Raw genomic sequence first — 24,343 nt, 5'->3', positions numbered from 1 at the left:
CGGCGTGTCAGGAGGAGGCCCCGCCATGATCTCATTTTTGTCCGAACACCAATTGGTGGCCCTGATTGGGCTACTGACGGGGATTCCGCTGGGTCTGGCCGCACGGCTGGGCCGGTTTTGTACGCTTGGGGCGATCGAGGACGCGCTGTATGGCGGATCGACCGTACGGCTGCGGATGTGGGGCATGGCGATCGGGTTGGCCGTGGTCGGTAGCTTTACCCTGATGGCAACGGGCCTGTTGACGGGCGCGGACACCTTCTATCTGTCGATCCGCTGGGCACCGATGGCCTCGATTCTGGGCGGATTGGTGTTTGGCTATGGCATGGCACTGTCGGGCAACTGTGGCTACGGCGCGATTGCCCGGCTGGGCGGCGGCGATCTGCGCAGCTTTGTGATTGTGCTGGTGATGGGGGTGGCCACCTTTGTGGTGCTATCCGGTCCGCTGGCCCCCGTGCGGGCGATGGTCTTTCCACAGACCGAGGTCACAACGGATGTGCCGCCGGGGATTGCGCACCAGCTGTCCGCGCTCAGCGGCGTGTCAGTGAATGTGATCGGAATCGTTGTCGGCCTGTTGATCCTTGCGGGCGCGGCCGCGTCCCGCGAGGTCTGGAAAAAGCCGGCGCAGGTGGGTTGGGCCGCAGCGGTGGGTCTGGCCGTGGTCGGGGCCTGGGCGGGCACCACATGGGTGGCGCGCGGCGGGTTCGAGGCGCTGCCGGTGGTCTCACACAGCTTTGCAGCACCTTTGGGCGACACGATCCTTTGGTGGATGACCGGCAGTGCCCGACCGCTGAGTTTCGCTGTCGGATCGGTGGCGGGCGTCTGGGGCGGGGCCTTTATCGCCTCACTGATCAAGGGGCATTTCCGCTGGGAAGCCTGCGAAGATCCGCGCGAATTGCGCCGCCAGATCATTGGTGCGGCACTGATGGGCGGCGGCGCGGTTGTGGCGCTGGGTTGTTCCATCGGTCAGGGCCTGTCGGCCTTTTCGGTGCTGGCAATCTCTGCCCCGGTGACCTTTGCGGCGATCTTTGCCGGGGCGGCACTGGGACTGCGGCAGTTGATTGTCGGGTTTCAACCGGCAGAGTGATCCGGACGCGCCAAGCGCGGCCAAACGCGCATGTGCCCGTCGGTCAGCCCCACTCTTGCAGACGGGCAACGTAGCGCGCCAGCGTATCGATCTCTAAGTTGATCCGGTCGCCCACTGCGACCTCTCCCCAAGTGGTGACGGACTTGGTGTGCGGGATGAAGTTGATCCCGAAATCACATCCGTCGACCTCATTCACGGTCAGCGACGTCCCGTTCAACGCCACCGATCCCTTGGGTGCGATGAACCGCGCTAGCGCGTCAGGCGCACGAAAGGTGACGCGAGTGCTGTCGCCCTCATCCGCCATGCCCACCACTTCTGCGACGCCGTCCACATGACCGGACACGATGTGCCCGCCCAATTCGTCCCCGACCCGCAAGGCGCGCTCAAGATTGATGCGCTTGCCTTCGACCCAGTCGCCGACATTGGTCTTGGACACCGTCTCTGCCGAGATATCCACGTCGAACCAATCGTCGCCCAGACCCACAACCGTCAGACAGACCCCGCTACAGGAAATTGATGCGCCCATGTCGATGCCGGCCGTGTCATAAGAGGTGGCGATCCGCGCCCGCAGGTCGCCGCGATGGTCCAGCGTGCGGACAGTGCCAAGATCGGTGACGATGCCGGTGAACATGAATGTGCCCTTTCCCCTGCCGCAGAGCCTTATTTTCGACGAACTCAGGCGGTAAAGATGTGTTCAGACACCCGACATAAAGCGGCACAATGACCAAGGCAACCGGCGACAAACGGGTCTTTCTGTTCCTGCAGGGCCCCCACGGACCGTTCTTTCACCGACTTGGCACAATGCTGCGCAAGACGGGGGCAGAGGTCTGGCGAGTCGGGTTCAACGCCGGCGACCGCGCATTCTGGTTCCACCCTCGCAGCTATCTGCCCTATCGCGGCACACCCGACGATTGGTGCGCCTGGTTTGTCGACCTGATCGAAACACGCAATGTGACCGACATCGTCTTGTACGGTGATGTCCGCCCCATCCACGCGCAGGCGGTGGAACAGGCCCGCGCGCGCGGCTTGACCGTCCATGTCTTCGAAGAGGGCTATATGCGGCCCTATTGGGTCACCTATGAACGCGGCGGCAGCAACGGCCATTCGCGGTTGATGCAGATGAGCGTGGAGGACATGCGCCGCGCGCTGGAACTGTCCGATATGGAGGCCCCCCTGCCCCCGGCCCATTGGGGAGACATGCGCCAGCACATCTTTTACGGCGCGCTCTACCATTGGTTCGTGATGTTCCGAAACGGCGACTACCGCAACTTTCAACCCCACCGGTCCATCAGTGTCTTTCAGGAGTTTCTGCTGTATCTGCGGCGGCTGTTCCTGATGCCTGTCAGTTGGCTGGACAGGGTGATCTCGACTGCGCGCATCCGACTGGGCGGGTTCCCCTACCATTTGGCGCTGATGCAGTTGGAACATGACTCCAGTTTTCAAAAACACTCTCCATTCAAGACGATGCCGGATTTTGTCGATCTGGTGATCGGAGGCTTTGCAGAGGGCGCGCCGGGGCATCACCATCTGGTGTTCAAGGCGCATCCACTGGAGGACGGCCGGGCGCGGGTGCGCGCAGCGGTGGCCGTATCGGCGCGCAAACACGGCGTCCTTGACCGGGTGCACTATGTCCGTGGCGGCAAGCTGGCGCAGCTTTTGAACGACGCGCGTAGTGCGGTCACGGTCAATTCCACCGCCGCGCAACAGGTGCTGTGGCGCGGAATCCCGCTCAAGGTTTTTGGCGACGCGGTTTATGCCAAACCTGAATTTGTCTCGACCCAATCGCTACCAGACTTCTTTGACATGCCGACCCGGCCAGACAACCGCGCCTACAAGGATTACCGGCGTTATCTGCTGGAAACCTCGCAACTTCCGGGTGGTTTTTACTCTGCCCGAGGGCGGCGGCAACTGCTGCGGCAGGTGGTCGACATGATGCTGTCGCCGGATGATCCCTATGATGCGCTCAGCCATGGCACCGCGGCCCCACGGCAACAGTTGCGCGTGGTGCACTAGGCCACGCGGAACGCCGGACTGGCAATTAATGCCGGAGTCCCGTAGGTTAAACAAAAAACCTGAGGCAGAATAACAAGGTCGAGGAGACCGAGCAGTGAAACAACCCATTTCCCGGTGGGCGCGTGGAATCGCGTTCCTGGTCGCGGTATCGCTTGTTGCGTCCTGCGGCCTGCCCCGCGTTGGTCCCAACAAACGTGAAATCTTTGCCGGTTCCGTACAACGCGAAGGCGATGCCTTCATCGTCTCCGTCAATGACCGGGTGACGCGCGCTACCGCCGTGGTGCCCTCACTTGGCTTTTCCGATACCTTTAAAAACGCCAGCCTGCTCGGATCGGACACGATCCGCCCCGGCGATACGCTGGGCCTGACGATCTGGGAAAACGTCGACGACGGGCTGCTGGCCGCAGAAACCGCCAATGCCACGATCCTCGAAGAGGTTCAGGTGGATGGCGCGGGCTTTGGAGATATGCGCGAAAGTTGGTGATGCCCTGAGGGGCGACATATCATGGCGGTGTCGAAGCGCCGTCAATTCTCAACCGAGAAAGGGATATGCCACATGCAAGAGAATACCATCACCCAGCTATCTGATCCATCCGGGATTTCGCCGGACCCGCTGACCGACCTCATCCGGGACGGCGCGCGCAAGCTGATCGAGCAGGCGATTGAGGCGGAACTGTCCACGCTGCTTGGCGCCTTTGCCGATCACAAGCTTGAGGATGGTCGCGCAAGACTGGTTCGTCATGGGCACCTGCCCGAGCGTGAGATTTTGACCGGTGTCGGGCCTGTTGCCGTGACGGTGCCGCGTGTGCGGGACCGCAAGCCGGGCACGGACAAGATCGCGTTCACGCCCAGCATCCTGCCGCGGTATCTGCGCAAGGCAAAGTCGGTCGAAGAGCTGCTGCCCTGGCTTTACCTGAAGGGCGTGTCCACCGGCGATTTCAGTGAGGCGCTTGCCGCCCTGCTGGGGCCACACGCCAAGGGCCTCTCGGCCACTACGATCACGCGGCTGAAAGCGGACTGGTGGTCCGAGTACGAGGCCTGGGAAAAGCGTGACCTCGGCACCCGGCGGTTTCTCTACATCTGGGCCGACGGCGTCTATTTCAAGCCGCGAAGGGCCGAGGAAAAACAATGCGTTTTGGTGATCGTGGGTGCGGATGAATACGGCCGCAAGGAGCTGCTGGCCATGACCGACGGCTTCCGCGAAAGCACTCAGAGTTGGCGCGAGGTTCTGCTCGATCTCAAACGCCGCGGACTGAAGCAGGATCCCAAGCTCGCCATAGGCGACGGCGCCCTGGGGTTCTGGGCGGCACTGCGCGAGGTCTTCCCCTCGACACAGGAGCAGCGGTGCTGGCTCCACAAAACCATGAACGTGCTCAACGCGCTGCCGAAATCGGTGCAAGCCAAGGCCAAGGCGCACCTGCACGACATCTGGCAGGCCGAAACCCGAGCCGCGGCGTCGGCCGCCTTCGACTTCTTCGTCGATGCCTACGGCGTGAAATGGGACAAGGCAGTCGCCAAGTTGGTCAAGGATCGGGATGCACTACTGACCTTCTACGACTACCCGGCCGAACACTGGAAACACATCCGGACGTCAAATCCGATCGAGAGCACGTTCGCCACCGTCAGACACAGGACGAAACGCACCAAGGGCTGCCTCAGCCGCAAGACTGGGCTCGCCATGGCTTTCCGGCTGATGATGTCTGCTCAGACGAAATGGCGAAAACTCGACGGGCGGAATCGCCTCCCGGAGGTCATCAGCGGGGTTGAGTTCCGCGACGGCGTCCGCCAACTTCAAAACGCCGCCTGATCACGCGTCACCAACTTCTGCGCATATCTCCGGGCTTTGTCTTTGTCCCCTACGCAGGCCGCATCCGCGCGGCGGGCAACACGCCAGAGCGCATTCGCCAGATCATCACCGAACGCCTCGAAGACCAGACACCCGACCCGCAGGTCGAGGTGCGGCGTCTGGCGGGTGACGGATCCACCGTGAGCCTTGTCGGCGCGGTCGGCAGTCAGGGCGTCTTTGCGATCGAGCGCCCCACCCGCACCTTGTCGGCCATGCTGGCGCGCGCAGGTGGCATCACGATCCAGCCGGAAATCGCGCAGGTGACAGTCCTGCGCGGCGACCAAAAGGGCAAGATCTGGTTCCAGGACCTCTACGAGAACCCCAAGTTCGACATCGCCCTGCGCGGCGGCGACCGGGTTCTGGTCGAGGAAGACACCCGCTCTTTCACCGCCTTGGGCGCGACCGGCACACAGGCCCGCGTGCCGTTTGAAACACAGGTTATCTCGGCGGTTGAGGCCATCGCGCAGGTCGGCGGATTGCTGTCCGCCTCTGCCGATCCGACCGGCGTGTTTGTGCTGCGCAATGAACCGGCAGAGATCGCCAATCAGGTGCTGGGCCGCGACGATCTAATCGGCGCACAGCGGATGGTCTATGTGCTGGACCTGACAGAGCCCAACGGCATGTTTATGGCGCGCGATTTCGTCATCCGCGATCAGGACACGCTGTATGTGACCGAAGCACCCTTTACCCAGTGGAACAAGGTCATCGCCTCGTTTACCGGCACTTTGGGCGCGGTGACCACAATCACCTCTGCCGCCGACACGCTGACCGGGGGCTGACCTCCCTTGCAGGGATCGGGTGAAAAGACAGGTAACGCCGGGGGCCACGACCCCCGGCGTTTTTTTGTCTACAACGGCGGGTTTGTGTGGCAGCGCAGGCTGCGGCGAATTCTGTCGCTGGCGGGCTACCGCGTGTCTTTGGGACGTCCCGGCGCTGGCGACCTGATCGGTGTCTGGGGCCAGTCCCCCTATGCCCACCGGGGGGAGGCTATGGCCGCAAAGACCGGCGCGGGGCTGGTGCGGGTCGAGGACGCCTTTCTGCGCTCTTTGCACCCGGGGCGCGCCGGAGAGCCGCCTCTGGGGCTGTTGATCGACCACACGGGCGTGCATTTCGACGGGCGCGCGCCGTCCGACCTTGAGACGCTTCTGAACACGCATCCGCTGGACGATACCGCGCTGCTGGACCGTGCGCGCGGTGTTGCAGCCCGGATGCAAGAGGCGCATCTGAGCAAGTATTCCGCCACCCGGCTGGACGTCGATGTGCCCGAGCCCGGCTATGTTCTGGTCATAGACCAGACCCGTGGCGATGCCTCTGTGCGGGCCAGTGGCGCGGATCGGTCGCGGTTTCTGGAGATGCTGTTTGTCGCGCGTGAGGAGAACCCCGGCGCGCGCATCGTACTGAAAACACACCCGGAAACAGGCGCAGGCTATCGCGATGGCCACTTCACCGATGCCGACACTGGCGAGACCGTGTCGCTCTATGACGGGCCAGCCTCACCTTGGTTGCTATTGGGGGGCGCGACGGCGGTGTACACCGTCTCCTCGCAGATGGGGTTTGAGGCGATCATGGCCGGGCACCGTCCTCGGGTGTTTGGCCTGCCCTTCTACGCCGGATGGGGGCTTACAGAGGACGAAGACGTCATCGCCCGCCGGACCCGCCCCCTGACCCGGGCGCAGCTTTGCGCGGGTGCGATGATCCTCTATCCGCGTTGGTACGATCCGCACAGCGACACCCTGTGCGACATTGAGGATATTCTGGGCGCGCTGGAGGCCCGCGCACGCGCATGGCGCGAGGATCGAGCCGGTTGGGTCGCCTCGGGGATGCGGCTGTGGAAAAGAGCCCCGTTGCAGAAATTCTTTGGCCAGCAAAAGCGCCTGCGCTTTGAAGATGATGTGGGTAAAGCTGGGGACATCGCGCGGGCCGAGGCTCGCCGACAGATGTGTTGGGCGGGCAAGGCACAGGGCGAAACGGTGCGGGTAGAAGATGGATTCCTCAGATCACGCGGTTTGGGCGCTGATTTGGTGCCGCCGCTCTCTTTGGTGCTGGATGATGCGGGAATTTACTACGATCCGACCCGCACATCGGCGCTTGAGACGTGGATTCAGCGCCGAGCGTCAAAGATGAGACCGGACCAAACCCAACGTATCCACAGCCTTGTTCGGGCACTGGTGGCCGGCGGCTTATCCAAATACAATCTTTCCGGAGATCCGCCAACTCTCCCGCCCGGGCATCGCATTCTTGTCCCCGGACAGGTCGAGGATGACGCGTCGATCCTCACAGGCAGCCCTACTATGGGTCGAAACGCGGATCTTCTGGCCCGTGTCCGGGCCGAAAACCCCGACTCCGTGATCCTTTGGAAACCCCATCCCGACGTCGAAGCCGGATTGCGGTCCGGCAAGGTCGACGATCCCGATCGTTGGGCCGATGCCGTGCTGTCAAACTGCGATATCGGCGCGCTGTTGCGAGAGGTCGATGAGGTCTGGACCATGACCTCACTCACCGGGTTCGAGGCGTTGATGCGCGGATGTCGTGTGGTGACGCTGGGCGCGCCGTTTTACGCGGGGTGGGGTCTGACGCGCGATCTGGCGCCGGTGCCCGCCCGCAGGTTGCATGGCCCGCGCCCAACTCTGGACGCATTGGCCCACGCCACTCTGATTGACTATCCCCGCTATTTCGACCCTACGACATCTTCACCTTGTTCGGTCGAAACGGTCGTCAGCCGTTTGAAATCCGGCAGGATTCCGTCGCCCGGCCCTCTCAACCGAGGACTGGCAAAACTACAAGGCGCGCTGGCCAGCCGGGCCCATCTTTGGCGCCGTTAACGTCCCATGGCAGCTCATTGGTCCATCAACCTGATCTAAAAGTTATTTCCAGATATATCCACAAGACGCAGACGCATGGTCAGCCACGCAAATGGCTCTGTTAACCATTTGTTAACGTGCTGGTTTAGCCGTCCAGCCGCCGACGCCAAACGTGATGGATGTCCGCACCCTCGGACATTACATCCACAAGCTGAAACCGGGGGGCTTCGTCAAGGCGCGCCACGCCCAGCGCTCCGATCCCTGGATGGCCCTCCGCGCCCAGTGCCATACCAGCAGAAAAGACGTGCAGTTCATCCACGAGGTCATGCATCAGCAACGATCCGGCCAATTGCCCGCCGCCTTCACAGAACACCCGAGTAAGCCCCTCGGCGCCGAGGGTGCGCAGCATCGCATGGGGATCTATGCGCCCACCAGAGATCTGGCAGGACAGAAGTCGTGCACCGATCCCGTCCCAGGCAGAGCGCAACTCGCTGCGCGCCTCGGGGCCGTGACAAAACCACAGCGGCACATCTCTGGCGCTTTGCGCCAGATAACTCATCAAAGGAACGTCGATCAGGCGCGACACGACAATACGTACAGGCTGTTGGCGGTCGCCAAAACCGCGCACCGTCAGCTGCGGATCATCGGCCCGCGCTGTCCCTGCCCCGACCATAACCGCATCATGCGTGGCGCGCAGACCATGCACTGCGCGCCGCGCAGCGGGTCCGGTGATCCACTGGCTTTCGCCGGTGGCCGTGGCGATCCGCCCGTCCAGCGTCATGGCAAGTTTAAGCGTGACCCAAGGCCGCCCCTGAGAGAGGCGCAAAAAGAACCCGGCATGATCCAACAGCGCCTGTTCAGCGCCGATACCGGTTGTGACATCAACCCCATTTTTGCGAAGGTAGTCAAAGCCTTGGCCGTCGACCCTGGGATCGCTGTCGGCAATAGGCGCGACGACGCGGGCGATCCCCGCTGCCACCAGCGCCTCGCAACAAGGCGGCGTCTTACCGTGATGCGCACAAGGCTCCAGCGTGACATAGGCGGTGGCTCCGCGCGCGGCCTCTCCAGCCTGCTCCAGCGCCACGGTTTCCGCATGTGGTCGCCCGCCCGGCTGCGTCCACCCGCGACCGACCACACGGCCATCGCGGACGATGACACAGCCGACCGCCGGGTTCGGCCAACATTGCCCCATGCCACGCCGACCCAACCCAAGCGCGTGGGCCATGTGGCGTCGGTCGTTCGATGTCACTTTTCGACCTGACCTTCGGGACGCAACTCGCTGACAAACTTGTCGAAATCGTCGGCCGCCTGAAAGTTCTTATAGACGCTGGCGAAGCGAACATAGGCCACAGTGTCGATCCGCGACAGCGTTTCCATGACAATCTCACCGATCATCTTGGACGGAATGTCCGTCTCGCCCATACTTTCCAGTCGCCGCACAATGCCAGAGATCATCTGGTCAATGCGTTCCGGGTCCAGCGGGCGTTTCTGCAACGCCATGCGAATAGAGCGTTCCAGCTTGTCCCGGTCAAAATCTTCGCGCCGACCGCTCGTCTTGATGACGACAAGGTCGCGCAACTGCACGCGTTCGTAGGTGGTGAACCGCCCGCCGCACGCCGGACAAAACCGGCGCCTCCGGATCGATACATGGTCCTCGGCCGGGCGAGAGTCCTTCACCTGGGTGTCGATATTTCCGCAAAACGGGCAGCGCATAGGCCCATCCCCTCGTTTTTCTTGATGATCCTGCCTCTGGTCATGGGGTTGGCCCCCACTTATCCACAGTCAGTATAGGGGAGCCGCCAGAATTTGGGTAGTGGTGATTTGCCGCCGCTAGATAAGGCGCGTTCAGCCCGGAATGTGCCAATGCCGCCCGCGTGCGGTGGTAACATATTCGGGCCAAGGCAAATCTACCGCGGGCGGATAATCGGCCAAGGGCGGGATCGGATTGGCGGCGCGGCGGCGGGTGAACTCCTTGGCTGCGGTGTCGCGTGCGCCGGAATCGGTGAGCAATCGCAACGCAGTACGCGACAGAACGCGACCGGCGGTCACAACGGTTGGGTCAATCAGTTCAGGGATTCCCCCCTGCGCGTTCATCGCCCAAGGTGGATATGGCCCCCCACGCAGCGCCGGGCGCGCGATGTAAATCCGCGCCGTGGGCGCATGCCAACACATGTCGGTATAGTCATCCGAGGTGCTGTTTAGCTGGGCTGGCGGCAGATCGCGGCGCAGGATCGCCTCTGCCTCTTGCGGCGCGATCAGACGGGTGCATTCGGGGATCAGCGGATCGTCCGTACGATCCTGCCCACAGGCCGCCTGCACCTGCCGGGCCAGACCCAGCGCCCGAGAACCATACTCCGGCGCGCCGACCTCCTGCAGAGCTTCCCACGCAAGGTTGGCCAGCGCATGATTGGGCAGTCCAGGGCGGGATTTGCTGACCCATATCTTTTCGACCGTACAGCCGGTCATCTGGGCCACATTCTCTGCCAGCCGGTCCAGTTGCGCAGAGATCTGTTCGGCCATGTCCAGATCGGGCACGCGGATCATGTATTGCAGATCGGCCTGCCGAGCGGGCAGATTGTCGGCGCTAGCCTGCCCGGTGGACAGGATCGCCTCTGACACGGACCAGCCGCCGCGATGCGGCAGCATCGACTCCCGCAGGGACCGCCCCAGCTGGTACATTGTAATCAGTGCATCATTGGCCCCGGGCGCACGCACGTCCGAATGGCTTTGCGGGATCGGCGGCGCGCCGTTCCCGCCCCGCATCCAGTCCTGCGGCACCTCACACCGAAACCGATAGACAAAGCTGTAGGCCGCGCCGCAATGGGTGTCCCAGCGCACGGTGTTGCACAGCGGAAGCATGTAGAACGGGTGCCATGACAGCATCGCCGCCAGCCCGTCATAATACCCGGCGGCGGCGTGGATCGGCTTTGAGCCTCGGATCTTTTCCGCGGGCTCTCCGGTGATCTGCAATCCGCCGGGGATGCCCTGCGCCTGCATCGCGGCCTTGGTGGCCAGAACGCCAGCCAGTGCGCCCATACCCAAGGCCGAATGCGGATCGGTGTGGCCGGCGGCAAGCGAGCCCAGCCCGGCGCGCGGGGCCTCAAAAGGCACAGGTGCCTGACAATTGGCCGGGACGGCGTCGTATTCGGCATACATGCCGACCATCGGCCCCTCCCCCTGCTGCCAGCGGGCGCAAAACGCCGTTGGCATCCCGCCAGAGCCCTCTTCTACCTCAAACCCCTCAGCGCGAAGTCGCTCGACGTACCACGCCGCTGATCGGTATTCGCGCCACGCGGGTTCCGCATAGTCGAAAATCTGCGCACACCAGTCGGAGAGATCCCCGGCATGGTCCGCGATCCAGGCATCGGCGGCGTCAATGGCTTTGGTCACAGGTTTCTCGGGTCCTTGGCATCACGAAGATAGTCGGGAATGGCCTGCGGTTCACCAGACAACAGCGCCTTTTCCCGCTCTTCCATCCATTGTTCGATTTCGTCTGGCGTAGGATCGGTCAGTTCGATCCATTTCAGACACCATTCCATTTCCTGCCGCAAGACTGCCTCTGGCAGGTGGCTCAGCGACCGCTCTGGTTCATCCCAGCGGGGGCCGCCCAGAAAGACGGCGGCATACATGATCTTGGCCTTTTTGGGCGGTGTGCCGTTGACCAGCAACGCCTCAAAGAACATGCGGTGCACCTCGCGCCACGACCGGGTCCGGAACGTGGCCAGCCCTTCGTTCCCGACACCGCAATAGGCATCGTGCAACGCCGCCGCCATCAGGTACTCGCGGCTTTGGCGATCCCCGATCAGCGGCGCAAAGATCACCGGGATCGTGGCCCCATCAGTCAGCGTGTTCGGCGGCGCGGTCCATCTGTCACCGGTGGCGTCGATGAAATCGATCTTGGCCAGCGTCGGCAGAAAGGCGTGGTGGAAATTCTCCATGAACACCGGTTCACCGGACATCTGCAGTGGGCCGCCGATAAAGCGGCAGAACCGCGCGCGGTCTTCGACGTCCAGACAGGTCGAGGCCACGCCGCTCTGGCGGGCCAGATATTCCGGCAGGCCGATCACCGCCCCCGCTCCGCCCGCGACGAGCAGGAGACCAACGGCGAAAAACGCCCGACCTTTGGTCATGCGTGACATGTGTTCATTCCCGAAACAAACGGTTTGAAAAGCTTGGCAGTTATGGCGCTGACCCTATCAGTCCGGCGGGTCGGAACAATGGCGGAATTCCTCACCCGGAAAGATGGCACACCACGTCGCGGCGATGCGGCGCGCTGCGATGTTCGAACAGATAGATCCCCTGCCATGTGCCCAGCGCCAGCCGGCCATTCACTATCGGGATCGATAGGCTGACCGGCAACAGCGCCGCCTTGATATGGGCGGGCATGTCATCAGGCCCCTCATAGCGGTGGGTCAGATAGGCCATCTCTGGTGCATCCGCATCGGGCACCAGCCGAGCAAAGAACGCCTCCAGATCGCGGCGCACGTCCGGGTCGGCATTCTCCTGAACAACCAGACTGGCCGAGGTATGGCGGACGAACAAGGCGCACAGCCCGTCAGCCAACCCGGCCTGCGCAACCCACGCCCTCACCTCAGCGGTAATCTCATACAGGCCCGGCCCGCGCGTGCTGATCGTGAAAACGTTATTCGGCACCCTCTTCCCTCGCGTCAAATCATGGCTATCCTTTTGGCACCCGAACTTCGGCGCCGCAACGGACCGAGGCGGATTTCAGGGAGCCTACAGATGAACGACCAGACCCCGCAACGCCGCATGACGGCGGCTGATTTTGACCAGGATCTATTGGATCTGTATGATTTTTACGCGCACGGGCGCATCACAAAGCGCGAGTTTCTGGATCAGGCAGGCAAATTTGCCGTTGGCGGCCTGACCGCACTTGCCCTGCTGAACATGCTGTCACCGAACTATGCCATGGCCGAACAGGTCAGCTTTAACGATCCCGAAATCGTTGCGGACTATATCGAATACCCCTCTCCCAACGGGCACGGCAGCGTCCGGGGATATCTGGTGCGACCCGCAAATGCCACCGGCCCGCTGCCGGCAATCGTGGTCGTACATGAGAACCGCGGCCTGAACCCCTATATTGAGGACGTGGCACGCCGTGCTGCCAAGGCCGGGTTCATCGCATTGGCCCCGGACGGTCTGACCAGCGTCGGCGGCTATCCCGGCAACGACGCGGACGGGCGCGACCTGCAGCAAACCGTCGATGGCGTAAAGCTGATGAACGACTTCTTCGCCGCCTATGAATTCCTTGCCGATCACGCGGACACCACGGGTAAGGTCGGCTGCGTCGGGTTCTGCTATGGCGGCGGCGTGTGCAACGCGCTGGCGGTGGCCTATCCCGAACTGGGGGCCTCTGTCCCGTTCTATGGCCGACAGGCCAGCGTCGAGGACGTGCCGAAAATTCAGGCACCCTTGCTGTTGCAATACGCAGAACTGGATGAGCGCATCAACGAAGGTTGGCCCGCCTATGAGGCCGCGCTGAAAGAGCACGGCAAGACCTACACCGCGCATATCTATCCCGGCGTGAACCACGGTTTCCACAACGACAGCACCCCCCGCTACGATGAGGCGGCTGCAGAACTCGCATGGGAGCGCACAATTGCGTTTTTCAACGAGCACCTGACCTGAGCCAGTCGGGGCGCGCTGGTCAACCGCGCGTCCCGCACCCATCACATCCGGATCACCTCGAAAGAAACGACACGCCGGACAAAATCCACTCGCGGCTGGTGGGGATCATCATGGCCACGGCGGCAACCACCTGCATCAGACAGATCGCGTTCAATATCCCGGCAAACGGCTGCTTGCTCGTCTTGTGACGAAAGACACGCTGGCCGATCTTGGCACCGACCGACCCGCCCAGCACAGCAAGGGTCAACAGGTTGCGTTCTGGAACCCGCCATTGCCTCCGGCGCGCGCGCCGCTTGTCCAGACCAAACAAGGCAAAGGCCAGCAGGTTAACCAAGATGGCAAGCCCGAAAAAGCCCAGGCTAAGGACCATCCGGTCCGTCATGTCCGCAAATATCATCGGGGGCCAATCGCTGTTCAGTCGAACAGGCGGGCGCCCATCTGGTCGATCATCTGCTTGGCTTTGCGGATCGACGCATCCGCAGCCTCATCCGCATCCCGGATCAGGTCCGCGCGGATCAGGTGATGGCTCTTGGTCTCGCCGTTCACTTCACCCTCAATCAGCGCACCGATGCGGTACTGACCACCCTCGGGCGACGGCTGCGGGATGATCCTGTAGCCTTCGTAGTCGATGGCAGCAGCAGGGGCGGCGGGCGTCTTATCCGCGCCGCCACCCCCGAAAAGACGTTTCAACAACGACATCGCTTATTGATCCAGGAACGAACGCAACTTGCGCGAGCGGCTGGGGTGCTTGAGCTTGCGCAGCGCCTTGGCCTCGATCTGGCGGATCCGTTCGCGGGTCACGCTGAACTGCTGACCCACCTCTTCCAGCGTGTGGTCGGTGTTCATGCCGATGCCGAAACGCATCCGCAGCACCCGTTCCTCACGCGGCGTCAGCGAGGACAGAACGCGGGTCGTCGTCTCCTTCAGGTTTTCCTGAATGGCGGAATCCAGCGGCAGGATCGCGTTCTTGTCTTCGATGAAATCGCCAAGCTGGCTGTCTTCCTCGTCGCCGATGGGCGTTTCGAGAGAGATCGGCTCCTTGGCGATCTTCATCACCTTGCGCACCTTCTCCAAAGGCATCTGCAGCTTTTCTGCCAATTCCTCTGGTGTCGGTTCACGTCCGATTTCGTGCAGCATCTGGCGACCGGTGCGGACCAGTTTGTTGATCGTCTCGATCATGTGGACCGGAATACGGATCGTGCGCGCCTGATCGGCAATCGACCGGGTGATCGCCTGACGGATCCACCACGTTGCGTAGGTCGAGAACTTGTACCCCCGACGATACTCGAACTTGTCCACGGCCTTCATCAGGCCGATGTTGCCTTCCTGAATAAGATCAAGGAATTGCAGCCCGCGATTGGTGTATTTCTTGGCGATCGAGATCACCAGACGCAGGTTGGCCTCGACCATTTCCTTTTTCGCCTGACGGGCTTCTTTCTCACCCTTCTGGACCTGGTTCACGATGCGGCGGAATTCGGAAATATCCAGACCGACGTACTGGCCGACCTGCGCCATGTCGGCGCGCAGCTCTTCGACCTTGTCGGTCGAGCGTTCGACGAACATCTGCCAGCCGCGTCCGGACTTTTCGCCCATCCGCTCCAGCCAGTTGGGGTCCAGCTCGTGGTTGCGGTACTCTTCGATGAACTCACGGCGGTTGATGCGGGCCTGATCGGCCAGCTTCACCATGGCGCTGTCGATGGACATGATCCGCTTGTTGATGCCGTAAAGCTGGTCGATCAACGCCTCGATCCGGTTGTTGTGCAGGTGAAGCTCATTCACCAGCTCAACGATCTCAGAGCGCAGCTTTTGATACAGTGCCTCATCGCCCGCAGAGAAAGACCCGTCCTCATTCAGGGTCGCCGAGATCCGGCTGTCCTGCATTTCGGCCAGTTGCTCATAGTCCTGCGCGATCCGGTCCAGCGTTTCCAACACGCGCGGCTTGAGCGCGGCTTCCATCGCGGCAAGCGACATGTTCGCCTGTTCGTCGTCCTCGTCGTCGTCGTCGTCCTTGGCGATGGGATTGCCGTCGGCGTCGTATTCCGGCTCATCGCTTTTCGGTTTGGCGGCGGCGTCGACATTGGCGGTGGCGTCAACCACCGGCTCACCCAGTTCGCCGTCCTCACCCATCTGGCCAGAAAACGTGGTCTCAAGGTCGATCACGTCGCGCAGCAGGATGTCCTCGGACAGCAATTCCTCGCGCCAGATCGTGATCGCCTGAAAGGTCAGCGGGCTTTCGCACAGCCCGAGGATCATGGTGTTGCGACCGGCCTCGATCCGCTTAGCGATGGCGATTTCGCCCTCGCGGCTCAGCAGTTCGACGCTGCCCATCTCGCGCAGGTACATGCGCACCGGGTCATCGGTGCGGTCCAGCTTTTCGTTTCCAGACCCGGCCAAGGTGACTTCGCCAGGCTTTTTGGTTTCGACCAGATCGGTCGAGCCCTTGCTGTCGTCGTCTTCCTGCTCTTCCTCTTCGGTGATCTGGATGCCCATTTCGGACAGCATGGACATCACGTCCTCGATCTGGTCCGAGGAGACCTGATCCGGGGGAAGCACCTGGTTGAGCTGATCGTAGGTGATGTAGCCGCGTTCACGCGCCTCGGCGATCATCTTTTTGACCGCCGCCTGGCTCATGTCGAGGCCGGCATCCTCTTCCTGGTCTTCGGACTTGACGTCTTCATTGTCCTTGGCTGCCATGCGGCTCTCCTGATGGGGGGCTCGGGAACGGGGCGATTCGTTGAAACGTCTCAATAACGCGATAAAGTGATTCGCACACCCGTTTAACCTTATTTGTTTACCAGTTCGTCACCAATACGACGCTCATTTTCGGCCCTTGTCGAATCGAATCTGCGACAGGAGCGAATCGAACGCGCTGCGTTCCTCACGGTCAATCGGGGCCCCGTTTGGCCCCACGTCATATTCGGCATCATCTTCATCCCGGCGGCGACCCGCCTGCGCGCGAACCCTTGCGGCCTCTGCAAGACGCCATGTCAGCGCCTCATCAGCATGGTCGGCCAGGTCCTCCACGGCTTCGTTCAGTTCTACTTGCCACCCGTCGGCGGCGGCGAGCTTCGCCAGTTCCTCTGCCACGGTCAGCCGCGCTTGGTCGGCATTTCCGGGCGTGCGAATACAGGGCACCACCGCCACATGGCGTCCCATCAAAAGATTTTCAAGGGCTTCCGCCCCGATCACCGCCTCTGCGCGCCGGGTCATCGTCTCTGGTTCGGCGATACTGTCGAGAATCGCGTCCCGCAAGGCCGCCAGCGTCCCGTCGGCGCAGGGCATGTCCTCTAACTCCGTCTCGAACCCCTCGGCGATGCCCGGCGCAGACAGAACGGCGGCCAGGATCACCTCCAACCGCAAGCGGCGCTCCCCATCTTCACCGGACGAGGCGAGGAATGACGCCTTTGCCCCAGCCGTTGGCACTGCTGGAGGCTGAAAAGGTTTGAACCCCTTGCCGCGATAGGCCTGCTGTTGGCGTGGGGCCTGCTGCGGGCGTTGCGCGCGAAAGGCCTGAAACCGCAGTTCCTTGATCGCCTCGCCATAGTGATGACGCAGGCTGGGGTCTTGGATCTTGCCGATCCGCGCGCGCAGAGCCTTGTCCAGCGCCGCCTTGCGTTCCGGGCTGTCCAGCACCAAACCCTCGGTCTCTTGCCGCCACAGCAGTTGCACCATGGGCATCGCCGCATCCAACACCGTCTTGACGGCCTCCGGCCCCTCGGCCCGCAACAGATCGTCCGGGTCTTTGCCCTCTGGCATGATGGCAAAGCGCAGGCCTTTGCCCGCCTCCAACAGCGGCAGGGCGACGTCGATCACCCGGTAGGCAGCCTTCAACCCGGCCTTGTCGCCGTCCAGCGCAATCACCGGTTCATCCGAAACGCGCCACATCAATTGCAACTGCGACTCAGTCACCGCAGTGCCCAGCGGCGCGACAGAGGCCGTGAACCCGGCTTCGGACAGCGCGATCACATCCATGTAGCCCTCACCGACGATCAGGGTCTGCCCCCGTCCCGATGCCTCGCGCGCGGGTTTGAAATTGAACAGGTTGCGCGACTTGTCGAACAGTTCGGTTTCCGGAGAATTCAGGTATTTGGCGTTGTCATCCGGGTCCATCGCCCGCCCGCCAAAGGCAATCGCCCGGCCGCGCGCATCACGGATCGGAAACATGATTCGGTTGCGGAACACATCATAGGGCGCGCGCCCCTTGTCCGACGCTTTGACCAGTCCGGCGGCCAGCATCAGGTCGGGCGACACGCCCCGCCCCGCCAAGGCCTCTCGCAGGTTTTCCCAACCCGGCGGGGCAAAACCGATTTCCCAGCGTTCCAGCGCCGCCTCATCCAGACCGCGCCGCGCCAGATAGGCGCGCGCCTCGGCCCCTGCCCCCGTCTTCAGTTGCAGGCGAAAGAACCCGACAGCCTGTTCCATGACTTCGACCAGTTGCGTCCGGCGGTCCGCCTTTTGTTGCGCGCGAGGATCTTCCTTGGGCACTTCCATGCCCGCCTCTTGTGCCAGAATCTCGATCGCTTCCATGAAGCTCACGTTTTCCGTCTCGCGCACAAAGGAAATCGCATCGCCTTTGGCGTGGCAGCCAAAGCAGTAATAATACCCCTTGCGGTCATCGACGTGAAAGGACGCGGTCTTTTCATGATGAAACGGGCACGGCGCCCACAGGTCGCCCTTGCCCTGATTGGATTTCCGGTTGTCCCACAGCACTTTGCGCCCCACCACCTGTGCGAGGCTGGAGCGATTGCGCAGTTCATCCAGAAAACCGGGGGGGAGACTCATGCAGCCAATATCGGGCTTTGCGGCGCCAATGCCAAGAGGCCGTCAACCGCGTGACAGACGAACAGTCCCGTCCTGCTGTGAATCAGAGCGCCTCACACTGGGTGCGGGCGGCCTTGGCCACCTCGGGCGTCAGCGCCTCTTCGGGTAGGGCAAAGACGAACTCGGCCAATTGTTCGGCGGCCGTCCGGTCCATATCCTTGCGCAACGCGCGGCGCACCGTGCCGATGGTGTCACCGTCCAGCCGCGCCTGCACGGCGGCGTTGAACCATGTTTCCGTCAGGGCACATTTATCGACATCCTGCGCCACAGAGCCGGATGCCGTCATTCCGATCACAGCGATCATTGCCAACACACGCATGACACTCACTCTCCTCTGGCTCACCTGCGGCAAGAGGGCCATTTAGCCCGCCGCACGCCTCCCGGCAACCGAGGCCATGGCCTCACCGATGTCATGGGCAAGAGTCCGCGCCATCGACCGGAACGCCATCAGTTGCAGCCCCTCCGCCCGCCGACTGATGTGAACCGTCATATGCTGGCACAACGTCCGCGCCGCCGCCCCTTCGGGGAAGGCCGACAGGCGCAGATCAATCGGGACAAGCCGCGCCAGCACGTCCTCGGCATCCAGACCCGCCAACAAAACGACCGTCCAGGCGTCCGACTGATCTGTCACAGAGGCAAAGCGCGCTAGGCTGTCATCCGGCGCCGGACCCATCAAAAAGGCCTGTCCCCGCGCCGTCCAGACACAGGATGCGCCCTCGGCCACGGTGGTTTGCCCCGGTTCTGGAAAGCGCAGGCCATGCGCCGCCTGCAACGCGGTCGTCAGATCCGCGGACTGCCCCTTGAACGGCATCAATGCGGTGATCCGGCCCGGATCGACCTCGCTCAGGGTCGTCTCCCCCGTTTGTATCGGCAAAATCCCGTTGCAGGGTGTCAAAGCTGTCAATTCAACCACGCAACCGTCCTCCATCCGCATCAAACGCCACCGGGTCGGTCACAACACAGACCTCTTCGACCCCACGCAGGTGATCGACCATCCGCACCTTTTCGCCATGGCGCGCACGCCCATTGCGCAGAAAACCCAGACCCAGAAAGGTGCCCAGCGTCGGCGAAAAACCGACCGAGGTGATATAGCCCTGATCGTTGACCCGCACCGCCTCGGCCCCCTCGTCGAACAGATGCGCCCCTGCGGTCAGGGTGTTGCCCACGGTCTCGGGCCGCAAGCCAACCAATTGCTCTCGTTCCTCGGCCACCATGCCGGGCCGGGCCGCCAGCGCCTTACCGATACAGTCCTTCTTGGCCGACACCATCCGCGCAAAGCCGATGTCAAAGGCGGTTGTGCGGCCGTGAATCTCGGCATGGGTGATATGCCCTTTCTCGATCCGCATAACGTTCAGAGCCTCCATCCCGTAGGGACCACCGCCCAGCGCCTCGGCCCGGCCCAGCAACACCTCAAAGAGGCTGGCACCATAGCGCGCAGGCACCGCGATTTCATAGGCATGCTCGCCCGAAAAAGAGATGCGGAACAGCCGCGCCGCAATACCGCCGATGCTAACCGGCCCGTTCTGCATAAACGGAAAGCTGTCGTCGTCGATGGGCTGATCCAGCAGCGCGTTCAACAACTCACGAGATTTAGGTCCGGCAACCGCAAACTGCGCCCATTGCTCGGTGACGGATACGAACCGCACATCCATGTGGCTGCAATAGGCCTGCCGCACCCAGTCGAGGTGCTTCATCACCGGCCCCGCCGCTGCGGTTGTCGTCGTCATGACCCACTGGGTGTCAGACAGCCGCGCCGTGGTGCCATCATCCATGACATGCCCGTCTTCGCGCAGCATCAGCCCATAGCGCACCCGCCCCGGCTTCAGCGTCGAGAAGGTGTTGGAGTAGACAAAATCGAGGAACGCGCCGACATCGCGGCCCTGCAAATCGATCTTGCCAAGGGTCGACACATCGCAGACGCCAACCGCTTCCCGCACCATCCGGACCTCACGGTCACAGCTTTCGCGCCAAGTGGTTTCGCCCGGTTTGGGAAAATACGAGGGCCGATACCACAGCCCCGCCTCAACCATCGGCGCACCACGCGCCACACTGCCCTCATGCGAGGTGGTATAGCGTTGTGGGGCAAAACCTGCGCCCTGCGCCCCCGCCCCCATCACTGCAATCGGTACAGGCACATAAGGCGGGCGAAAGGTGGTTGTGCCGGTCTCGGGAATGTCGCGGCCCGTGGCATCGGCCAGAACCGCCAAGGCCGACACGTTCGAGCTTTTGCCCTGATCCGTGGCCATGCCCTGCGTCGTGTAGCGCTTCATATGCTCGACGCTTTTGTAATTCTCGGTCGCGGCCTGTTTGACGTCCTTCACGGTCACATCGTTCTGGAAATCCAGCCAAGCACGCCCCTTGCCCGCCACCGCCCACAGCCGCCGCACGCGGTAAGCCGCATTTTCGGCCTCGGGGATCACCGGCATCGCTCCGCTGAAGCCCAGCGCAGTGGCCGCTTCGAACCCCGCCTCTGCGCCTTCGCGCAAGCAGCCTGTGGTTGAGAAAGTGCCGCGCGCAGAACCCGCAACACTCATGTCCGGCACAGCTCCATCGCGCGGCACGAATGCGGCGATCTGATCGTTCCAGACCGGACGCCCGTTCAGGTGGCAGGTCAGATGCACCGACGGGTTCCACCCTCCGGACACGCCCAGCGCGTCGACCTGCAGGCGTTTCAGCGCACCTTGCGGCCCCGTCAGGTCAATCGCCTCCAGCCCCTTGCCGCCAAGCGCGCGGGACACTTGCCAACCGGGGAAAAACGGCACGTCGCCCGCAAGGTTCTGCGCGTCATGACGGCTATCCACCAGCGCCTCAACCTTGACACCCGCCGCTTGCATGTCACGCGCCGTCCGGTGCGCATCATCATTGTTGCCAAAGACCGCCACCCGCTGCCCCGGCACCACCCCCCACCGATTGAGATAGCTGCGCAGCGCGCCCGCCATCATCACGCCGGGGCGGTCGTTGTCGCGGAACGCGATGTGTCGCTCCATCGCACCGGCGCACAGCACCGTGCGTTTCGCAGCGATCCGCCAGAAACATTCCACCGGAGCGTCGCCCGGATTGGCGAGATGATGCGTCACGCGTTCCAGCGCGCCATAGGTGCCGCCGTCATAGGCCCCCGTAACCGTGGTGCGTGGCATCAAGCGCACATTCGGCAGAGTCGCCAGTTCCGCCGCCATGGCATGCGCCCATGCATGGCCCGGCTGACAGTCCACCTCTTCCTCTTCGGACGCCAGTCGCCCGCCGCAATCGAACCCCTCGTCGCACAGGATCACCTCGGCTCCGGTCCGGCTGGCGGCATGGGCCGCCATCAATCCGGCAGGCCCGCCGCCAATCACCAGCACGTCGCAAAAGGCATAGGCCTTTTCATAGCGTTCGGCGTTGGACTTGCCCGACAGCGCGCCCAGACCCGCCGCCCGGCGGATCATCGGCTCATACAGCTTTTCCCAGAAACTTTTGGGCCACATGAAGGTCTTGTAGTAGAACCCCGCGCCAAAGAACGGCGCGGCCAGGTTGTTCACGCTAAGCAGGTCCACATCCAGCGAAGGCCAGCGGTTCTGACTAACCACCTCCAGCCCGCTGTAAATCTCCTGCACCGTGGCACGGATGTTGGGATCGGTATCCCCGTCCCGCGTCACAGTCACCAGCGCGTTGGGTTCTTCGGACCCGGCAGTCACAGGCCCGCGCGGACGGTGGTATTTGAAACTGCGCCCCATCAGACGCACATCCGCGCCCAACAGAGCAGAGGCCAGCGTATCGCCCGCAAACCCGGTGTAGGGCTTGCCGTCGAAGGAAAAGCTTAGCCGGCGACTACGATCCACCCGGCCTTTGCCGTCAATCCGCATCTGCGCTCTCCACCAGTTCGACCGCAAAAATCTCATGCGTGACGGTATCGCGTTCCACTGCCAACCACGCGGAGCAGCCCGCCTCGTGATACCATAGTTCGCGCGTGCGGCCCGCCGGGTTGTCGCGCAGATGCAGCCAATCGGCCCAAACCTGCGGCGCGGCGTCGGCATCCGGACGGTCCAGCATCATCGCGTCACCCTGATAGTAAAACTCGCGCCGGTCGCGCGGCCCGCAAATCGGACAGGTCAGCCGCATGTTTTTACACCTCGTAGCAATCCAGGTTCGCAACCCGGCAAGCACGCCGCACAAACAGCGCGCAGATCCCATGCAGATTGCATGCACATGTCTTGCAGACGAACGGCATCAGTGGAGGTTGTGTTGCGCACCGGTTCCCTCCTCATCCATCAACCCGTGGCCAGTGGTGAACCGGTCCAGCCGGAACCGCGCAGCAGGCTCATGGTGGCGGTCCGTGGCCAGCAAATGCGCAAAGGAATAGCCCGATCCCGGCACCGCCTTAAAGCCGCCGTAACACCAGCCGCAGTTCAGATAGAGCCCCTCGATCCCGGTTTTGTCGATGATCGGAGAACCGTCCGGCGACATGTCCATGATGCCGCCCCAACTGCGCAGCACCCGCGCCTTGCCGATCATCGGCATCAGTGTCATGGCCGCCTCCATTACATGCTCCGCCATCGGCAGGTTGCCGCGCGCCGCATATGAGGCGTAGAAATCCAGATCGCCGCCAAAGACCAGCCCGCCCTTGTCGGACTGGCTGATGTAGAAATGCCCCATGCCATAGGTCACGACGTTGTCGATGCAGGGCTTCAGCCCCTCGGTGACAAAGGCCTGCAACACATGGGATTCGATCGGCAGACGCATCCCGGCCAGCCCCGCCACCTGCCCGGAACGGCCGGCGACAACAATGCCCACCTTCTTGGCCCGGATGGCCCCTCGAGAGGTCTGCACCCCGGTCACTTTACCGCCTTCGATGTCGATGCCGGTCACTTCGCAGTTCTGAATCAGATCGACGCCGCGCTGGTCCGCGCCCCGCGCATAGCCCCAGGCAACCGCGTCATGCCGTGCGGTGCCGCCACGCCGCTGCAACAGCCCGCCGTAGATCGGAAAGCGCCCGTTGTCGAAATCCAGAAAGGGCACCATCTCGCGCACAGTTTCGGCATTCAGCAACTCGGCATCGTCGCCTTGATTGCGCATTGCATTGCCGCGCCGGGCATAGGCATCCCGCTGCCCGTCCGAATGAAACAGGTTCAGCACGCCGCGCTGGCTCATCATCGTGTTAAAGTTCAGCTCTTGTTCCATCCCTTCCCACAGCTTCAGGGAATGGGAATAGAATTCAGAATTGCCGGGCAGCCCATAGTTGGCGCGCACGATGGTCGTGTTCCGACCGACGTTGCCGCCGCCCAGATAGCCCTTTTCCAACACGGCGATGTTGGTCAGCCCGTGCTCCTTGGCAAGGTAGAAAGCCGTGGCCAAACCATGCCCACCACCACCAATGATGATGGCGTCATACTCTGCCTTAGGCGCCGGGTCGCGCCAGTGCGGCTTCCAGCCGCGATTTCCTGTAAGCCCTTCAGCAAGAACTCTGAGTCCGGAAAAGCGCATCGCCCCCTCCAAGTGAACCGGGATGCACAAAAGCAGTCCTGCCGCCCGGGATCAATTCCCCCAAGCGACAGGACATGACGTTTTTGTGCAGTTGCAGCAATGTTGTGCTTAACTGTCGCTCCACACGATCTTGGGCGCGAAACGTGGGCGGGTAAAGCCGTAGTTGTAGAACAGTCCCGCCCCGGTGAGACCCGGAATAGCGAACGGCGGCGCGTAATTTGTCTCAGTTTCGACAACGATCACACGTTCATTGTGCAACATGGTCGGCAACTTGTCGTGCATCTGAGACAGTTGCGCGCTTTGCAACTCACCCAGACCGCCTCGCGTCCGTGACCATTCGGATTCATAGCTGGACGTATTGCCGTTGTAACGCACCAGTGTCACCCGCAGCGACGACTCGCCGCCCGGCCGGACCAGAAAGTCCAACAGTTCGACCATGCCGTCCAGATAGGTGCCGTCAATCGGGTCCGTCTCGCGTGAGATCGCGTCCGAGATCGTGTAGGCTGCCTTGACGTTCAGCGCCTTGTAGCGGAACGCGTCATGCAGCGAGAACGTGGCCGCCAGCAGGAACAGGATGAACGGCAACCAGATCAGGCTTTCGATTGCGATGTTGCCTTTGGTATCTTCGGCAAAGCGGCTCAGGTGGGATTGGATCTTGGGAAATGTCAT

General features: G+C 62.5%; 21 protein-coding genes and 2 pseudogenes. 7 read left to right on the top strand and 16 right to left on the bottom strand.

What is annotated here, in order from left to right:
* The first annotated feature begins 25 nt into the window (after positions 1-25).
* A complete protein-coding gene (locus tag ANTHELSMS3_RS10970; RefSeq protein WP_094034898.1) occupies positions 26-1,084 on the top strand; it encodes a YeeE/YedE family protein in 1,059 nt (352 codons plus the stop codon).
* A 43-nt stretch (positions 1,085-1,127) separates the two neighbouring features.
* Here the strand turns inward: ANTHELSMS3_RS10970 and ANTHELSMS3_RS10965 are convergent, their stop codons facing one another.
* Positions 1,128-1,715, bottom strand: coding sequence for a riboflavin synthase (locus tag ANTHELSMS3_RS10965; protein ID WP_094034897.1), 588 nt, complete (start codon positions 1,713-1,715; stop codon positions 1,128-1,130).
* 89 nt (positions 1,716-1,804) lie between these two features.
* On the opposite strand from ANTHELSMS3_RS10965, the gene ANTHELSMS3_RS10960 reads away from it, so the two are divergent.
* The 5 genes and pseudogenes from ANTHELSMS3_RS10960 to ANTHELSMS3_RS10940 all read left to right on the top strand — a co-directional run bounded on the left by ANTHELSMS3_RS10960 (position 1,805) and on the right by ANTHELSMS3_RS10940 (position 7,765).
* Positions 1,805-3,097 (top strand): capsule biosynthesis protein, encoded by a 1,293-nt coding sequence (locus ANTHELSMS3_RS10960; protein ID WP_094034896.1) that lies wholly within the window; start codon positions 1,805-1,807, stop codon positions 3,095-3,097.
* Positions 3,098-3,203: 106 nt separating this feature from the next.
* Positions 3,204-3,557 (top strand): annotated as a pseudogene (locus tag ANTHELSMS3_RS10955) (polysaccharide biosynthesis/export family protein); the annotation flags it as partial.
* Positions 3,558-3,653: 96 nt separating this feature from the next.
* Positions 3,654-4,904 (top strand): IS256 family transposase, encoded by a 1,251-nt coding sequence (locus tag ANTHELSMS3_RS10950; RefSeq protein WP_094033518.1) that lies wholly within the window; start codon positions 3,654-3,656, stop codon positions 4,902-4,904.
* A gap of 32 nt (positions 4,905-4,936) precedes the next feature.
* A pseudogene (locus ANTHELSMS3_RS10945) lies at positions 4,937-5,722 on the top strand (polysaccharide biosynthesis/export family protein); the annotation flags it as partial.
* Between the two features lie 84 nt (positions 5,723-5,806).
* A complete protein-coding gene (locus tag ANTHELSMS3_RS10940; RefSeq protein ID WP_254694905.1) occupies positions 5,807-7,765 on the top strand; it encodes a capsular polysaccharide biosynthesis protein in 1,959 nt (652 codons plus the stop codon).
* A gap of 124 nt (positions 7,766-7,889) precedes the next feature.
* On the opposite strand, the gene ribD is transcribed toward ANTHELSMS3_RS10940, so the two are convergent.
* The 5 genes from ribD to ANTHELSMS3_RS10915 all read right to left on the bottom strand — a co-directional run bounded on the left by ribD (position 7,890) and on the right by ANTHELSMS3_RS10915 (position 12,397).
* Positions 7,890-8,969 (bottom strand): bifunctional diaminohydroxyphosphoribosylaminopyrimidine deaminase/5-amino-6-(5-phosphoribosylamino)uracil reductase RibD, encoded by a 1,080-nt coding sequence (gene ribD / locus ANTHELSMS3_RS10935; protein ID WP_094034895.1) that lies wholly within the window; start codon positions 8,967-8,969, stop codon positions 7,890-7,892.
* Positions 8,970-8,989: 20 nt separating this feature from the next.
* Positions 8,990-9,457, bottom strand: coding sequence for a transcriptional regulator NrdR (nrdR, locus tag ANTHELSMS3_RS10930; RefSeq protein WP_094034894.1), 468 nt, complete (start codon positions 9,455-9,457; stop codon positions 8,990-8,992).
* Positions 9,458-9,589: 132 nt separating this feature from the next.
* Positions 9,590-11,134 (bottom strand): peptidase M20, encoded by a 1,545-nt coding sequence (locus ANTHELSMS3_RS10925; RefSeq protein ID WP_094034893.1) that lies wholly within the window; start codon positions 11,132-11,134, stop codon positions 9,590-9,592.
* On the bottom strand, positions 11,131-11,883 hold the full coding sequence (locus tag ANTHELSMS3_RS10920; RefSeq protein ID WP_094034892.1) for a DUF1353 domain-containing protein: 753 nt from the start codon (positions 11,881-11,883) through the stop codon (positions 11,131-11,133). Before ANTHELSMS3_RS10920 ends, ANTHELSMS3_RS10925 begins: the two co-directional genes overlap by 4 nt.
* Positions 11,884-11,974: 91 nt before the next feature.
* On the bottom strand, positions 11,975-12,397 hold the full coding sequence (locus ANTHELSMS3_RS10915) for a secondary thiamine-phosphate synthase enzyme YjbQ (RefSeq protein WP_094034891.1): 423 nt from the start codon (positions 12,395-12,397) through the stop codon (positions 11,975-11,977).
* A 90-nt stretch (positions 12,398-12,487) separates the two neighbouring features.
* On the opposite strand from ANTHELSMS3_RS10915, the gene yghX reads away from it, so the two are divergent.
* Positions 12,488-13,393 (top strand): YghX family hydrolase, encoded by a 906-nt coding sequence (yghX, locus tag ANTHELSMS3_RS10910; RefSeq protein WP_094034890.1) that lies wholly within the window; start codon positions 12,488-12,490, stop codon positions 13,391-13,393.
* 52 nt (positions 13,394-13,445) lie between these two features.
* On the opposite strand, the gene ANTHELSMS3_RS10905 is transcribed toward yghX, so the two are convergent.
* From ANTHELSMS3_RS10905 to ANTHELSMS3_RS10860, 10 genes are all read right to left on the bottom strand, one after another.
* Positions 13,446-13,763, bottom strand: a complete 318-nt coding sequence (locus ANTHELSMS3_RS10905; RefSeq protein ID WP_094037063.1) for a DUF1294 domain-containing protein — start codon at positions 13,761-13,763, stop codon at positions 13,446-13,448.
* Between the two features lie 44 nt (positions 13,764-13,807).
* Entirely contained in the window at positions 13,808-14,092 is a 285-nt protein-coding gene (locus ANTHELSMS3_RS10900) for an HlyU family transcriptional regulator (protein WP_094034889.1), read from the bottom strand.
* Between the two features lie 3 nt (positions 14,093-14,095).
* Positions 14,096-16,087, bottom strand: a complete 1,992-nt coding sequence (rpoD, locus tag ANTHELSMS3_RS10895) for an RNA polymerase sigma factor RpoD (protein WP_094034888.1) — start codon at positions 16,085-16,087, stop codon at positions 14,096-14,098.
* A 123-nt stretch (positions 16,088-16,210) separates the two neighbouring features.
* Entirely contained in the window at positions 16,211-18,175 is a 1,965-nt protein-coding gene (gene dnaG / locus ANTHELSMS3_RS10890; protein WP_094034887.1) for a DNA primase, read from the bottom strand.
* 82 nt (positions 18,176-18,257) lie between these two features.
* Complete coding sequence (locus ANTHELSMS3_RS10885) at positions 18,258-18,533, bottom strand: hypothetical protein (RefSeq protein WP_094034886.1); 276 nt, start codon at positions 18,531-18,533, stop codon at positions 18,258-18,260.
* A gap of 42 nt (positions 18,534-18,575) precedes the next feature.
* The gene (locus ANTHELSMS3_RS10880; protein WP_254694904.1) at positions 18,576-19,127 is read right to left on the bottom strand and encodes a sarcosine oxidase subunit gamma; all 552 of its coding nucleotides are present in this window, start codon (positions 19,125-19,127) and stop codon (positions 18,576-18,578) included.
* Entirely contained in the window at positions 19,120-22,056 is a 2,937-nt protein-coding gene (locus ANTHELSMS3_RS10875; RefSeq protein ID WP_094034884.1) for a sarcosine oxidase subunit alpha family protein, read from the bottom strand. Before ANTHELSMS3_RS10875 ends, ANTHELSMS3_RS10880 begins: the two co-directional genes overlap by 8 nt.
* Positions 22,046-22,312: a sarcosine oxidase subunit delta gene (locus ANTHELSMS3_RS10870; RefSeq protein ID WP_094034883.1), complete on the bottom strand. Its 267-nt coding sequence runs from the start codon at positions 22,310-22,312 to the stop codon at positions 22,046-22,048. Before ANTHELSMS3_RS10870 ends, ANTHELSMS3_RS10875 begins: the two co-directional genes overlap by 11 nt.
* 108 nt (positions 22,313-22,420) lie before the next feature.
* On the bottom strand, positions 22,421-23,674 hold the full coding sequence (locus tag ANTHELSMS3_RS10865; protein WP_094034882.1) for a sarcosine oxidase subunit beta family protein: 1,254 nt from the start codon (positions 23,672-23,674) through the stop codon (positions 22,421-22,423).
* Positions 23,675-23,782: 108 nt separating this feature from the next.
* Complete coding sequence (locus ANTHELSMS3_RS10860) at positions 23,783-24,343, bottom strand: TadE/TadG family type IV pilus assembly protein (protein ID WP_254694903.1); 561 nt, start codon at positions 24,341-24,343, stop codon at positions 23,783-23,785.

The organism is Antarctobacter heliothermus (assembly GCF_002237555.1).
GTDB lineage: Bacteria > Pseudomonadota > Alphaproteobacteria > Rhodobacterales > Rhodobacteraceae > Antarctobacter > Antarctobacter heliothermus_B.
Note: the sequence above shows the minus strand (reverse complement) of the source record. Positions and strands in the feature narration are given on the sequence as shown.